Annotated in this window: 17 protein-coding genes; all 17 read right to left on the bottom strand. The window is 35.6% G+C overall.

Annotated features, from left to right (window positions below; all coding sequences use genetic code 11):
- Positions 1–5: 5 nt before the first annotated feature.
- Positions 6–377, bottom strand: a complete 372-nt coding sequence (locus DWV06_RS14090; RefSeq protein ID WP_162300652.1) for a flagellar biosynthetic protein FliO — start codon at positions 375–377, stop codon at positions 6–8.
- 8 nt (positions 378–385) lie between these two features.
- Positions 386–748 carry a response regulator gene (locus DWV06_RS14095; protein ID WP_115482832.1) on the bottom strand — a complete coding sequence of 121 codons (363 nt, stop codon included), beginning with the start codon at positions 746–748 and terminating at the stop codon, positions 386–388.
- Between the two features lie 26 nt (positions 749–774).
- Complete coding sequence (fliY, locus tag DWV06_RS14100; protein ID WP_115482833.1) at positions 775–1,926, bottom strand: flagellar motor switch phosphatase FliY; 1,152 nt, start codon at positions 1,924–1,926, stop codon at positions 775–777.
- Positions 1,927–1,930: 4 nt separating this feature from the next.
- Complete coding sequence (gene fliM, locus DWV06_RS14105; RefSeq protein WP_115482834.1) at positions 1,931–2,911, bottom strand: flagellar motor switch protein FliM; 981 nt, start codon at positions 2,909–2,911, stop codon at positions 1,931–1,933.
- Between the two features lie 50 nt (positions 2,912–2,961).
- A complete protein-coding gene (locus tag DWV06_RS14110) occupies positions 2,962–3,474 on the bottom strand; it encodes a flagellar basal body-associated FliL family protein (RefSeq protein WP_115482835.1) in 513 nt (170 codons plus the stop codon).
- A 19-nt stretch (positions 3,475–3,493) separates the two neighbouring features.
- Positions 3,494–4,300, bottom strand: coding sequence for an OmpA/MotB family protein (locus DWV06_RS14115; protein ID WP_115482836.1), 807 nt, complete (start codon positions 4,298–4,300; stop codon positions 3,494–3,496).
- Positions 4,300–5,100 carry a motility protein A gene (locus tag DWV06_RS14120; protein ID WP_115482837.1) on the bottom strand — a complete coding sequence of 267 codons (801 nt, stop codon included), beginning with the start codon at positions 5,098–5,100 and terminating at the stop codon, positions 4,300–4,302. The genes DWV06_RS14115 and DWV06_RS14120 overlap by 1 nt, the downstream gene beginning before the upstream one ends.
- Positions 5,101–5,183: 83 nt before the next feature.
- Positions 5,184–5,381 carry a flagellar FlbD family protein gene (locus tag DWV06_RS14125; protein WP_115482838.1) on the bottom strand — a complete coding sequence of 66 codons (198 nt, stop codon included), beginning with the start codon at positions 5,379–5,381 and terminating at the stop codon, positions 5,184–5,186.
- A 147-nt stretch (positions 5,382–5,528) separates the two neighbouring features.
- Complete coding sequence (locus tag DWV06_RS18855) at positions 5,529–7,676, bottom strand: flagellar hook-basal body complex protein (RefSeq protein WP_235828972.1); 2,148 nt, start codon at positions 7,674–7,676, stop codon at positions 5,529–5,531.
- 92 nt (positions 7,677–7,768) lie between these two features.
- A complete protein-coding gene (locus tag DWV06_RS14140) occupies positions 7,769–8,167 on the bottom strand; it encodes a TIGR02530 family flagellar biosynthesis protein (protein WP_115482839.1) in 399 nt (132 codons plus the stop codon).
- A gap of 34 nt (positions 8,168–8,201) precedes the next feature.
- Positions 8,202–8,855 (bottom strand): flagellar hook capping FlgD N-terminal domain-containing protein, encoded by a 654-nt coding sequence (locus tag DWV06_RS14145; RefSeq protein ID WP_115482840.1) that lies wholly within the window; start codon positions 8,853–8,855, stop codon positions 8,202–8,204.
- Between the two features lie 44 nt (positions 8,856–8,899).
- On the bottom strand, positions 8,900–10,372 hold the full coding sequence (locus DWV06_RS14150) for a flagellar hook-length control protein FliK (protein WP_115482841.1): 1,473 nt from the start codon (positions 10,370–10,372) through the stop codon (positions 8,900–8,902).
- Between the two features lie 25 nt (positions 10,373–10,397).
- Positions 10,398–11,270: a MotE family protein gene (locus DWV06_RS14155; RefSeq protein WP_115482842.1), complete on the bottom strand. Its 873-nt coding sequence runs from the start codon at positions 11,268–11,270 to the stop codon at positions 10,398–10,400.
- Between the two features lie 19 nt (positions 11,271–11,289).
- Complete coding sequence (gene fliJ, locus DWV06_RS14160) at positions 11,290–11,733, bottom strand: flagellar export protein FliJ (protein WP_115482843.1); 444 nt, start codon at positions 11,731–11,733, stop codon at positions 11,290–11,292.
- Positions 11,734–11,748: 15 nt separating this feature from the next.
- The gene (gene fliI / locus DWV06_RS14165) at positions 11,749–13,059 is read right to left on the bottom strand and encodes a flagellar protein export ATPase FliI (RefSeq protein ID WP_115482844.1); all 1,311 of its coding nucleotides are present in this window, start codon (positions 13,057–13,059) and stop codon (positions 11,749–11,751) included.
- A gap of 64 nt (positions 13,060–13,123) precedes the next feature.
- Positions 13,124–13,927 carry a FliH/SctL family protein gene (locus DWV06_RS14170; RefSeq protein WP_115482845.1) on the bottom strand — a complete coding sequence of 268 codons (804 nt, stop codon included), beginning with the start codon at positions 13,925–13,927 and terminating at the stop codon, positions 13,124–13,126.
- Entirely contained in the window at positions 13,920–14,927 is a 1,008-nt protein-coding gene (gene fliG, locus DWV06_RS14175; protein ID WP_115482846.1) for a flagellar motor switch protein FliG, read from the bottom strand. The genes DWV06_RS14170 and fliG overlap by 8 nt, the downstream gene beginning before the upstream one ends.
- Position 14,928: the final 1 nt, after the last annotated feature.

Raw genomic sequence — 14,928 nt, forward strand, 5'->3', positions numbered from 1 at the left:
CCTGCCTATTTCTGTTTTTGGTGCAACTTTTTTTTAATATCTTCAAGTACCTGTTGAAAGTTGAGATTTGTATTCTGTTTCATCTCCAGAGGAATTTCCATTACTTCATCCTCTTTTAATTCTGTCAACATAGTAATTGTATCTTTACAGACTGCAACTACAATGTATTTTTCTCCTACTTTCAAGATTTGTATAAACTTCCCATTCGTCACACGGAAAGTTTCAATTGGCTTAATATTTTTATGAAAGACCTGTGCCTGCTGATATTTTGCAATCCAACGTGTTGTCCAATAAGTAACTGCAAGTACAAAAATAAAAATCAATAAAACACCTAATAATTGAAAAATATTATTTATGGTGGACATTCCAATTGTCATTCTCATCCCTATCCTATTACTTTTTTTATGGATTCTAAGACACGATCTGCTTGAAATGGTTTTACGATAAAATCTTTCGCTCCTGATTGAATTGCTTCAATAACCATTGCCTGTTGTCCCATGGCAGAACACATTATAACAGCTGCATCCGTATCCGTTTCGCGTATCTTTTTAAGAGCCTGTAATCCATCCATCTCAGGCATGGTAATATCCATTAGAACTAAATCAGGATTTAACTCATTGAATTTTTCAACTGCTATTGCTCCATTTTCAGCTTCACCAACTACATTATATCCGTTCTTAGAAAGAATATCTTTAATCATCATTCTCATAAATGCTGCATCATCACATACTAAAATATTTTTTGCCATAATCTTATCTCCTCTGTCTTCTTATATTATCCTTTTATGATTTCAGTCACACGAACTCCAAAACTTTCTTCAATCACAACTACTTCACCTTTTGCAACATATTTGCCATTAACCAGAACATCAATTGGTTCACCGGCAATTTTATTTAATTCAATAATTGTCCCTGGTGCAAATTCTAAAATATCATTGATTGATTTTGTTGTTCTTCCCAATTCAACCGTTACATCCAATGGCACGTCCATTATCAAATCAATATTTTCTTTTTGACCCATTGGAATAAAATCATTTGAAAACGCCTGAAACTGTGCCGGCTGCACATTTACATCCTGTTTCGGTGCTGTATTCATTTGCTGCATCATTGGTTGTTGTCCTCCATTCATATTCGCCATTCCAACATTCGGTGTCTGCTGAGGCACTGCCTGCTGCGTTGTAGCTTGTGGCGGAACCGCCTGTTGTTTCGGTGTCTGTTGTTGCCTGTTTGAAGTTTCATCTATTTTATCCATTTCCATTGTCTGTCGAAAACATTCATACATCTCACGGGCAAAATCTACAGGATAAAGCTGCATGATTTCACTGTCAGCTAATCCTTCAATCTCCATCTTAAAGGATACTTTTATAAATCGTCCTTTTAAAAAGCTTGCAATCTTTCCTTCATCATCCACTGAATTTATATCAATTAAATCTGCTTGTGGCGGACTGATATCAATTGTCTTATTCAGCATTGAGGATAATGATGTTGCAGAAGAACCCATCATTTGATTCATTGCTTCGCTAATTGCACTTAAATGAAGTTCTCCAAGTTCACCATCTGTATTGGTGCCATCACCACCCATCATCAAATCAGTAATAATCTTGACATCCAGTTCTTTCAATACCAATATATTACTTCCATCCAGACCTTCCGTATAAGATATTTGTATAAAAACACATGGTCTTTCATATGATTCGGAAATTTCTTCCCACGTTGAATAAGACACCTTGGGAGTTGTAATTACTACTTTTCTGTTAACAAGAGCAAATAAGGTGGTAGCAGCAGTTCCCATGCTAATGTTTGCTATTTCACCAACCGCATCTTTTTCAGCATCTGTCAACACTTGTTCTGTCGAATCACTCATTCCATCGGGATCTGTATTATTCAATAAAGCATTAATCTCATCTTGCCCTAATATTCCATCCATTTTATCACTGCTCCTCTCTTATGACCGATGTAATTCTTACTGCATATTTATCACCAGATGCTCCTGGCAGAGCAGCAAATTTTTCTATATTACCTACATATACTTTTAATTCTTCATCTACTTTTCTGTCCAGCCTTATAATATCTCCACATTGCAAATGGGCAAAATCATTGACTGTAATAGAACTTTTTCCTAACACTGCCTTAATGGGCATATTAGATTTTGAAATCAAAGTACCAATGGCATCACAATATGCTTTATCATCTTGATTTTGAATGCTGGAAAACCAATACTTCGTATTTAAACGATCCATCACATGTTCTAAAGTCAAATATGGAAGGCAGATATTCATGAAACCTTCAACTTCGCCAATCTTCATATTTATTGTAATGATTGCAATCATTTCACTTGGAGATATGATCTGCGCAAACTGTGAATTGGTTTCTATTCTCTCTAACCTCGGCGAAATATCTACTACGTTTTTCCAAGGTTCTCTTAAAAGATTAACACAAATATTCATAATTCTTTCAATAATTGTCAATTCGATTTCTGAAAACTCTCTTGCCTTTTCTAATGCGGTCCCTTCTCCACCTAACATACGGTCAATCATTGCAAAACCTAGATTTGGGGCCAACTCCAATACAATATGTCCGTTTAATGGACTAAAATCAACGATACCAAGAATCACCGGATTCGCTAAAGCATTTGAAAACTCCTGATAAGTAAGTGCTTCAGAATTCACTACTTCTACTTGAATATTTTTTCTTAAATATGCCGGTAGATTTGTAGATAATAATCTGCCAAAATGTTCAAAAACTATTTCTAAAGTACGCAGATGCTCTTTCGAAAATTTTGCAGGTCTGGCAAAATCATAATATTTCACCTGCTTCTCCTCTTTTTCTTTCATCTCATCTGCATCCAGTTCACCACTGCTTAACGCCTGCAGTAAATTATCTATTTCATTTTGAGATAATACCTCTCCCATCGGAATATTCCCCTCCTTTCTTCAAACCCATAGTGCTTCTAATATCTGCCTTACTGATAAACCACATCTCTGAAAACTACCTGAATAATAAAATCAGAATCAAACATTTCTTGTATTCTGGTTAACAACTCGTCTTGAATTGCCTGTGTACTGCTTTTGATTTCGTCAATTGTATAAGAAGATACTACACGATTGACTTCATTTTTTATTAAGCTCTCTTTTTCACTAAGTGATGCACCGTATTTTTCATAATCTTTGCTTTCTGTATTCATTGATAATGACACTGACAATTTAGCATAATGTTCCGCATCGTCATTTCCCGGTTTTAAATTGATCGTCATACTATCTTCAATATTGTATACTGAGATTTTATCAATTGGAACGCTCTTGTCTTTTGACTTCTCACCTGCACTCAACTCTAGATCAATCGCGGCTGCTATTTTCCCAACCAGTGCATCTGTCTTCTTTACTTCTGAAATAACACTAAATGTCAATATAGCAGTTAGAATTAAATTAGCTAACACTAAAGCCAATACCAACACAGTCAATAAATTTTTTTTCATTTTATTTCATTCCTTCCATTTAGTAATCGCTAAACGAATTATAAATTTTAATCTCGACTCTTCTGTTTTGAGCTCTGCCTTCTACCGTTGTATTATCAGCAATTGGAGCATATTCCCCACGACCTGAGTATTTAAGCTTTACCGGATCTATACTATTATGATTACGGAAATATTCTGCTACTGCCAATGCCCTTTGACAAGATAAGTCTTCATTATTCTTAAACGCTCCACCATGTATCGGAACATTATCTGTATGACCTTCTATTTCAATAATATTCTCATTATAGTATTCTAATATAGTGCCAATCTTATCAACTAATGGATAAGAATTTTCAACGATATCTGCACTTCCTGATTCGAATAGTAATGCGCCATTTAACGTAAGCAAAGCATATTGAGATGTAAAATCTATTTGGACTTTATCTAAGACTTCATTTTCCTGAGCCATTTTTTCAATATTTTCTGCCATTTTTTCTGATTCTTTTAATGCTTCTGATTGATATTCTTCTTTAAAATCCTTTGGCATGGAAGAATCTTCTGAATCGATAGGTTCCAGCATTTTGCTGTATTCTTCTTCAAACATTGCCAACTGACTGACTCCTGCTGAAATAAGTGTTCCTTCTCCTACACCTGTGCCGCCTTCGGATAAAATACTAAAACTACTATTTAAAGATGCGATCATATTTTCAAATTTTTCAGCATCTACGGAAGACATTGAAAACAATAATACAAAAAAACATAAGAGAAGATTCATCAAATCTCCAAATGTGGTCATCCATGCCGGTGCCCCTTTTGGACCTGTTTCCTCTTTCCTCTTTTTTGCCATTATTCCTCACCTTCTCTTTCATTCACTTTTGTTCGTTGTGAAGGTGCTAAGAAAGACTTCAATTTTTCTTCAATGACTCTTGGATTTTCACCTGCCTGAATAGATAATAAACCTTCTACCGTCACTTCTTTTAACATGATTTCAGTTGCACTATTCGCTTTCAGTTTTGCAGATACCGGACCGCACAACCAGTTTGCTATCAACGAACCATAAAGAGTCGTCAACAAAGCTACTGACATAGAAGGACCGATTGTTGAAGGATCATCTAAACCTTTCAACATATTAATTAGTCCGATTAGAGTTCCAATCATACCCCAGGCTGGACCCATTTCTGATAATTTATTCCAGAAATCAAGTACTTTTCCATGCCTTTCGCTGACACAGACCAATTCTGTTTCCATAATCCCTCTTACCAACTCAGGGTCTGTCCCATCAACCACCAGCATAATTCCTTTTTTTAAAAATTCATCTTCCAGATTCGTAGCTGCTTCTTCTAATGCCAGCAAACCTTCTTTTCTGGCAATCGTTGACAATTCTATTACATTAGAAATGGTTTCATTGGCATCTCCCTTCACCCCTTGAAACGCAAGTTTAATTGATTTTAAACCATTTAAAAAATTGGGTAAAGTACTTGAACTCAATGTACTTGTCAATGAACCTCCAATTGTAATAATAACTGATGGGATATCAATAAAACTGAATAACTTTGAAAACTCCACTCCGGTATTTTTATCAAAAACAATACCGAATACTATCATTACAACACCTAAAATAATGCCTAACAAGGAAGCTATATCCACAATTGCCACCCGTCCCTTCGTCTTTTTTTCTCTTTATTGTATATAATCATTCTGTCTATTTTTTCATATTCTGTCTATTTTTTTTAATTTTTGTCGAAGTTTGTAAAAATACTTCGTTTATATGATATTACTAAATTTTTTATCTCTTGTCTACTTTCTTTTACTATTAATTTCTTTCCAGTTGTGAAAGAAATTACCGTATCGGGAGTTTCTTCTATTATTTCTATCAGTTCAGCATTGATTAATATTTTTATTCCATTTAGCTTCGTTACATCTATCATATATACGCACTCCTTCTTTGGTATTATACCACATATTGCGTCACAGTGAAACATTATTCTACAATATCTATGAATTTGACTGAAAAAGGGAGATAAGACAAATGCTCCTCTTCTGCACCGATCCTATCCCCTATTTTCCCTTACTGACTAACGTTTTAGGTTAATTAATTCTTCTAGCATCGAATCTGAAGTTGTTATAATTCTGGAATTCGCTTGAAAACCTCTTTGTGTTGTTATCATTTCAGTAAACTCCGCAGAAAGATCTACATTAGACATCTCTAAAACTCCGCTTGACATGCTTCCTCCATCTGCTGTAACATCTTGTCCGATTCCGTCAAATTCTCCGGAGTTCAATGTTGCTGAGTACAAGTTCTCTCCTTCTTTCAAGAGACCTGAAGCATTGGCAAAGGAAGCGGTAGCTATCTGTCCCAAAAGTTTTGTATTTCCATTATCGTAAGTTCCATAAATCATTCCGTTGTTCTGAATAGATACCCCTGTCATCTGTCCAAGCTTTTTCCCTGCTCCGACACCATCTGCATCGCCGGTCTCCATTACTAAAGTTGAACTTCCATTATTATCTACCATTGTGGTTCCTTTAAAATCCATATTAATATCTTTAAAGTTCCCATAACCGGCAGCAAAATCTAAATTCACATCATCTTCACCATTTACTGAAACAAAAGCACCAGTACTAGTGTTAAACTGTACAATATAATCTTTTGTCTTCGTTGTTGTAGATAAAGTAATAGATCCATCCGCATTTTGTGTAAAAGTATTTTTTACGGCATCTGTATCTGCAGGTATCCCATAAGCCTCTGCTGCTGTTACAATCGTACCACCCTGTTCAAACTGTCCTTGTGCAGAGTCATAGTAATATCCTGTATTTAAATCACTGTTTCCTAACGTAGTTGTATGAGTTGCAACATATCCGGAACCAGTTGAATAACTCCATGCAATATCCGGATTGGTTTCTGCTGCCTGTAATGCAGTTACGACTTCTGCATTTGTCATTTCCCATGTAAGCCCTGTTACAGGATCACCATCAGCCAAGGCAGATGTACCTGTAATACCGCAGCTGGTCAGAATTGAAACCGGTACCGTTGTTGTTCCGTCTGTTACAGTAGCATCACTTCCATCTCCGACCGTACCATAATCATAGGTCCAGGCTACAGCATCGTTCAAATTATAAGCACCCATTGATTTTGTAAATAACATTGAAGAAATTTCAGCTTTTGTCAGACCTTGTGTCATTTTTCCAGTACCAGAATCATAGGTCGCTCCGATCAATGTAGCAACATCTGTAAAACCTGTTGTTCCCGAATAAGATTTCGTTCCCACGAAATTATAAGATGTATTATCAACCACCTGAGGTGCATTATATGTAAAGCCTGATTCTAAAGTTCCTGTCTGGAAAATACTCTGATAATTGGTCATTACACTTCCTGTTGCTGAATAGTAGTTGCCATTGGCATATGCATAACCTTCTACTAAATTAGTCAAATTCTTTGTAGTTGAGGTAGTCGTAGTTCTATCGGTTCCAAAATTTACAATTTTATCTAATGTAACTCCATATTTTTTCGTAATAGAATCTCCGTTACTATCTACAATATCATTAAGTGCAATCGCATATTTTCCATCGGCCGCAGTTGATTTTATAGAAAATTTAGCAGTATAACTATATCCTAATTGATCATAAAAAGTTAAGCTTCGAATCAATCCCGTTTCACTTGTTACTTGAGTACTATTTTTGTCAATAATTCCTGAAATTTTTGAATTTGTTGTTGCCTCAGGATCTGAAGTCAGATTCTCCACTGCCAGAATCCTTAATGGAGACACGGTATCTTGTGCTATTTTTCCTTCTCCATCAACCTGCCATCCCATTATATTGTATCCGGTTGAAGACATACATAAGTTTCCTGCACCATCAACGTAAAATGATCCGTCTCTTGTAAAATAATTTTCTGAACCATTACTTACAACAAAAAAGCTATCTCCTGTTATTTTCAAGTCAAATGGGTTTCCTGTGGTCTGCGTTGCACCTGCTGTTGTAATGTTAACTGTAGTTGCTCCTGTTGTAACTCCAAGACCAATCTGTTTTGCATTCGTACCACCGGTTCCTGTCAGTGCATTCGCTCCTGATGCTGATTTTGTAGTTTGATATAATATTTCACTAAAAGTGGTACTACTAGATTTAAAAGCTACTGTATTTACGTTCGCAATATTATTACCTATAACGTCCATCTTGGTCTGGTGTGTTTTTAATCCTGATACACCAGAATATAATGATCTCATCATAACAAAATATCCTCCTAAATTGTATCGTCTTACTATATTGACGCAGCCTTATCTATCGGTCAAAGGCTGTTTAGCTTCCTTAAAAGGTCCGGCTAAATAATTACTGCACCATCAATATTTGTAAAAACATTTTCATTTGCTTCTGTTTGGTCCATTGCTGTGACTACCGTTTGATTTTTTATATTTACAATAAATACCAAGTCATCAACTAGTACTAATGATTCTTTTATCCCTTTCTCTTCTGCTTTCAACGTCCCTTCTTCCAATCGTGTCTTTTGACCCTGTGATAAATTTATGTTCCTATCTGAAAGTCTGTTCAAGGCATGTTTCGAAAACTTTAATTCTCTGGACTCATTCGTCTTTTGTTGTTCTTGTAAAATTTCTTCAAAAGAGAAGTTGGAATCTGCACTTGCTGTAGATTGATGATTATTTTTTAAGTATCGGCCGGTAACCTGTTCAATGGATGTAAATTGATTTTGAATTGAATTCATATCCATTCCCCCTTGGGTTACTGTCCCTTATTCATTATTTATCTGCTTCAGACTCGTATAATTTAATTTTTGCTTCCAGATTCTGCATTTTTGTAATCGCATCAGAACTTACAAATTTTTTCGCATAAGTAGATAATGCTTCATATGCCTTCCTTGCTGCCACTACAGCTTCTTTATCATCCAATGTAACTGTCTGCTCGCTCGGAAGATTCGTTACCTGATTTTTAAAATTTGTAGCTGCTTCAGTAGCATCTAAGTATTCATCCGATACTACCGTATCTAAATCATCAATGGAATATAATTGTTCATTAATTGATAAAAACGCTTTTCCGTTTTCAATCACAACATAATCTACTTTTCCACTTATATAACTTGTTTCACCGGTAGTAGAAGATGTAACCTTCATAATTACATTTTCTCCTGTCAAACTAGTTGCTTTTTCCTGACTCTGTGATGCCTGTAGATTCTGCATTGCTTCTAATTCTGAGAATGTGGCCAATTGAGCTATGTACTCCGTATTGGCTGTTGGCTCCATCGGATCTTGATACTTCATTTGTGCAACTAATAATTGCAAAAATGCGTCTTTATCAAGTTCTGAATTACTTTTTTTCGTAGATGTGGATGAAGTGTTTGAAGAAGCTGTGGTATCTTGAACTATGCCATCCTTAATCGGTGCAATAATAGCCATAAATTTCTTCCTTTCTTTTTCTTATATTCGTATCATCATTCTTTTTAAGCTGAATAATCAACTGAATTACCATTCTGTAACATCATTTTGACTGCAAGATTTTCATCTTCTGACATAATCCCTTGAATAGCTTCCAAGTCTGAAACATTTAAATTCCTGCGTCTATTACCTGAATTTTGCCTTTCACTTTCCTTTTGATTATTCTGTTGATTCTCTTCTAAATTTCTTTCAAACTCGTGACTTGCAATCGTTACTTCAATCGCTTCCACCTTTAGGCCCTGATTGTTAAGATTATCTCTTAATTGAACAATCTGATTTTCTAAGGCATTTTTAACAGCTTCATTTTCTGCTGCCATATGCGCAGTAACAATTCCATTTTTCGTAGTCACCATCAAATGAATCTTACCAAGATTTTCAGGATTCAATTGTAATTCCATACTGGTGGCTTCCCGAGACATACTTACTCTGACTGATTCCGTGATTTGTCTCATAATATTTTCTACATTTACACGCGTCTGAAAATTCTCTGCTGTCTGTGGTACTGCACCTACCGTATTTGTTCTAGCATCTAATACAGGATTGCCGTTTTGTGCATTAGAAAATAAGTGATTTTCTTTATTCTGAGAATCTGTATTATCATCCGAAAAATCAGTTTCTATTTCTTCCGTTTCTAAATTCATAGACTCATCTGCCAAAATTTTAGCATTTGTTTCTTCGTCTATTTCCTGCTCTTCTACATTCACTATTTCTTTAGGCAGATTTTCTAAAGCTTTCTCTACACTATTTCCGTCTGCTGCCTGAGTTTCTTGTGACTGCTGTAATACTAAATCCGCTTCCTCTTGCTTTTGAATTTCAGACTGAATTACAACTTCTTGTCCAATCAATTCATCATCCGGATTCATCTGAACCGAAGTATCAAGCTGCATATTTTCAAGTAATTGCTGTACTTCGTTCCTATTCATGCCCAAATCCTTTAAGAGGGAAACCGTTAGTTCTTCAACCGTCTGGAATAACTGTTGAAATTCTTCGTTCATAAGCAGTGTGACTGGCTCTGTATTACCTGCCAGCTGAGTAACCAATGTCGTAAGATTTTCCGGCTGCATGAAATCGCTAAATTGGAATCCTAATGCTTGCATTGCTGCTTCTAATTCTGACTCGGAAACATTTAAACTTTCTAAAATGCTCTCTTTCATTTTCTTTTCAAAATCTTCTAGTTTTTCTTTCAACATTCCTGATGTCTCTGAGAATTCCTTTGCATCTTCCTGAACAGATTCCTTTTGTGGTAATTTATCCTGAATACTTGAATAACTCTCCTTTTTTACACTACCAACCTTTAAATTGCTCTGACTATCTTCTACAAAATCCGTTTGTGTCTGTGCTTCAACCTGACCACTTGAAGCAATTTGATTGATGAAGGATTCAAAATCCAATTGAGAGGATTCTTTCTTTCCTGCACTTACGCCTTTTGGTGAACCTAAAATTGCCGAGTTCATTTTTACCATCGTTGTACCTGTCATAAAACTCCTCCTTTCTTTTTTTTATTTATTCTTCAGGTGCCATGATTTTTGTTAGTTTAACTGCGAAATCAGGATCCATTGCACCAAGAATATCACCTCTTGATTCTTTGTCCATTACTTCCAGTATCTGTGCTGCAAGTTTCAAGTCATCTGTTAATTTTTCTAATATAGCCGCTGCCTGTTTTGGTTTCATTGCGGAGTAAGTCGTTGCATAATCTTGGACTTTTTGATTATAAGCTTCCTGTTTCACTACTTCTTTATACAAAAGTTCTGCATTAGTAGGATCAATACTCTCATAATATTTTTGATACTCTTTCATTGCCGGAGCATTCTCTCCAAATACAACTTCTTCATAAAATTCAGTTTTTAATTTCTGAAATTCGACCTGTTTTTTCTCAAACTCTTTCAATCGTTCTATCTCTGTCTGCAGATCTTGGATATTTGAATCGCCTGTTTCACTTTTCTCTTTCTCATCCTGAAGTTCCACTTGGAGTTTTTTTATCTGCTCAATAGCTTCTTCTACCGTTTTATAAGGATAATCCGGATTAACTTTCTTTTTATCACTTTTCGAACTGGATTCTGGCAATATCTTATTTATATATGGAACATCTTCCAAAATCGGTGATAATACCCCTGAACCAAATCCTCCTATATCCGCTTTTACTAACAATACCAAAATGATAAGCCAAGTAATGACTAATCCGGCAACTGCCAAGACCACTGCAAATCTGCTTCCTTCTTTTTCTTCTAACGAATCAGAGTCCTCAATAATTTTATCGGCATTTTTCTTCTGTTTCTTTAATTTTTTTTCTTCCTTTTTCTTGTCTTTTTGTTCTTTTTTCAGTTCTTTTTTTGACTTTTCCGTTTTTTCCTCTAATTCTTCAAAATTATCTTCCATGTCTTTCACCCACTATCTTTTATTTATTATTTCCATAGATGTAACTCACCAGTTCATCGATTTCCTTACTTTCCTGAACATTAACTTCTTGTTTAAAATCTTCAAACGCTTTTTCTTTCAATTTTTCATAAGTTTTTCTTTCCAACATGACTTCACCCAGCTTAACTCTGGCCATTTCTAAATTCTTCTGAGCTACATGAACAGAAATCATCTGATTTTTAATGGAACCTTTTATTCCTTCAATAGATTTTCTACAATTTTTAATTTCCAAAAGATTAATGGCAGACATTAAAAGATTCTTGTGAATTCCTTCAAACTCCTGTTGTTTTAATTTTAACTCTGCTAATTTTTTCTCTTCTTGCACCAGTCTCTGACTTGCCTCTGCATAATCGGATTTTGCCTGCATTTCAAGTTTTCTTTTGATCTCTAATATATTTTGCATTCGATAAATAAACTTTGCCATGGCTCCTCCTCTATATTATTCACCAAACATTTTTTCTAACTGCCCTATAATTTCATCAAATTCAAATTTTTCATGAGTTCCCTGCATTAAAAACTCATTGACTTCATCAATTTTACTTACTGCATAATCTATATTTTTATTGGCTCCTTTTTTATAGGCTCCTATATTGATCAAATCCTCAGCTTCGCTGTACGTAGCTAAAACATTTTTAAGTTTTCCCGCCACCTTTTTATGCGAATCTGTTACAATGGAATTCATAACACGAGATATACTTTGCAATACATCAATTGCAGGGTAATGGTTTTTATGAACTAACTTTCTTGAAAGCATAATATGTCCATCTAATATACTTCTTGCTGTATCTGTAATTGGTTCATTAAAATCATCTCCATCTACAAGCACAGTGTACAGACCTGTAATGGAACCTTCCTCTGAATTACCTGCCCGTTCTAACAGCTTAGGCATTTCTGCATACACACTTGGGGGGTATCCCCTTGTAACCGGTGGCTCTCCTGACGCAAGTCCTATTTCCCTTTGAGCCATTGAAAAACGAGTCAATGAATCCATCATCAACAATACATCTTTCCCCTGATCACGAAAATATTCTGCAATCGCCGTAGCTGTTTTGGCCGCCTTATTACGAATTAGTGCAGGCTTGTCCGAAGTTGCTATCACCAGAATCGAGCGTTTCATTCCTTCTTCACCCAAATCTCTTTCAACAAACTCGCGAACTTCTCTTCCTCGTTCACCTATTAATGCAATTACATTTACATCTGCCTTCGTATTTCTTGCAAACATACCTAATAAGGTACTCTTTCCAACACCACTTCCGGCAAAAATACCAATACGCTGACCTTTCCCTACTGTAATCAATCCATCTACGGCTTTTACACCTAAAGGCAAGACTTTCTCAATAATCTCACGTTCCATTGGATTTGGCGGGTCTGCCTCAACCGGATACATTTTTGTCAATGGAATAGAGCTAATATCCGTCGGCCGCCCCAAGCCATCCAGGGTATGACCAAGCAGATCATCGCCTACATAGACAGACAATGGATGTTCCGTATTTTCCACGATACATCCAAGTCCTATTCCTTCAACATTTTCATAAGGCATGAGCAAAATCCTTTTGTCACGCATTCCAACTACTTCTGCTAAAACATATTTATTTTCTTCTTCATCCACAATAATACGACAAAGATCATTTAACTTTGCATCCGGTCCAACTGATTCTATTGTTAGTCCTACAATCTTTACTACTTTGCCTAACTTTTTAAAATATGACTGTTGGGATAATTTACTATATTTATCAAGATTTATTGTCATGAAGCATATTTCCTTTTCATCTCATAAATTTTAATGAGTTATTAGTTATTTTCGAAAAAAATTTTTAAATACTTAGAGATTTTAAATCTTTCAATAAACGTTCCATCTGAATGTCTAAGCTGCAGTCAAAGACTCCTGAATCAGTCTCTATCACACACTGATTCTTCTTAAGAAGCATATCTTCAATCACTTCGACCCTGACTGTCTTACCTACTCTTGCTTCCAGTTCGTCCTGCCGTTCTTTTACGAATGTATAATTTTCTTTTGGAACTCTTACGAGAAACTCTCTACTGTTCTCTATCTTATCCATTGCATTTTTCGCCAGATGAAGTACCATGCTCTTTTTATCATCGAACTGAACATGAAATACTCTTTCAAATACATCAGCCAATACATCTACCAAAACGGGTTCCAGCTCATTCACTTTTCTTTTATAATCTCTTTCTAATTCTTTTTCCTTCTCTTCTAACTCTTCCTTCATTTTCTGAATGTTATCTTCTGCTCGACGACATCCTTCTTCATACCCCTTATTTTCTCCTTCTACCCTCGCATTCTCTAATATTAATTGTGCCTGTGCACTTGCCTCTTCAAGCATACTCGCAGCCTGTTCTTTTGCCTGTGCGACAATTTCTTCATATGCTGTCTGACGATTCCGTTCCGCCTCTTTTTCTTTTTCCGATTCAACCACTTCTACACTTTCAGCGAACAGCCCTCCAATAAATTCAGAGTCACCTTCCTCCCCCAGCTGTTCCGCCCTTTGTGATACAAGCAGTTCCTTGATTCTTTCAGCAACTTTATCATTTGAATCTATGACTCTTTTTTTCTCTTCTAATTGCTTAACATTATGATATTTTAACAAATTAGACAATAATCTCGTCACCTCCACCACGTGAGATAACAATTTCTGAAGAATCTTCTAACTTTCTAATAACACCAACAATTTTCTGTTGCGCTTCCTCTACGTCCTTCATACGTACCGGCCCCATATATTCCATATCTTCTTTAATCATTGCTGCCAGACGTTTAGACAGATTATTGAAAATTGTATTTTGTACTTCTTGATTCGCTCCCTTTAATGCAATACTTAAATCATTATTATCTACATCACGCAATACTCTTTGAATTGCTCTGTCATCCAATAATAGAATATCTTCAAATACAAACATTCTCTTACGGATTTCATCTGCAAGTTCCGGATCATCAATTTCAAGATTTTCCATAATATGTTTTTCTGTACCACGATCTACTGAATTCAAAATATCAACAATAGCTTCTACGCCACCGATAATTGTATAATCTTGATTTACTAAAGAAGACAACTTTTTATCTAAAATACGCTCTACTTCTTTAATAACATCTGGAGAAGTTCCATCCATTACCGCAATACGTTTTGCTACATCAGCCTGCTTATCAATAGGCAGCGCACCAACGATCTGAGCTGCCTGTTGAGCTGGCAGATATGATAAAATTAATGCAATTGTTTGTGGATGTTCGTCTTGAATAAAATTCAGCAATTGAGCCGGATCTGTTTTTCGTATAAATTCGAAAGGTCTTACCTGTAAGGAAGCTGTCAGCCTGGAAATAACATCCATGGCCTTGTCTGAGCCAAGAGCCTTTTCAAGCAATTCTTTTGCATAACCAATACCACCTTCGGCAATATATTGCTGTGCTAAACATATCTGATAAAATTCATTCAATATGTCTTCTTTTATACTAGGTGTAACACTTCTGGTGTTTGCAATTTCTAATGTCAATTCTTCTATTTCTTCATCTTTTAAATGTTTAAAAATATTAGATGCTTTTTCTGGACCTAATGCAATTAATAATATTGCCGCTTTTTGTAAACCTCCTATTTTATGTTCAGCCATT

This window comes from Anaerosacchariphilus polymeriproducens (assembly GCF_003363435.1).
Taxonomy (GTDB): Bacteria; Bacillota; Clostridia; order Lachnospirales; family Lachnospiraceae; genus Anaerosacchariphilus; species Anaerosacchariphilus polymeriproducens.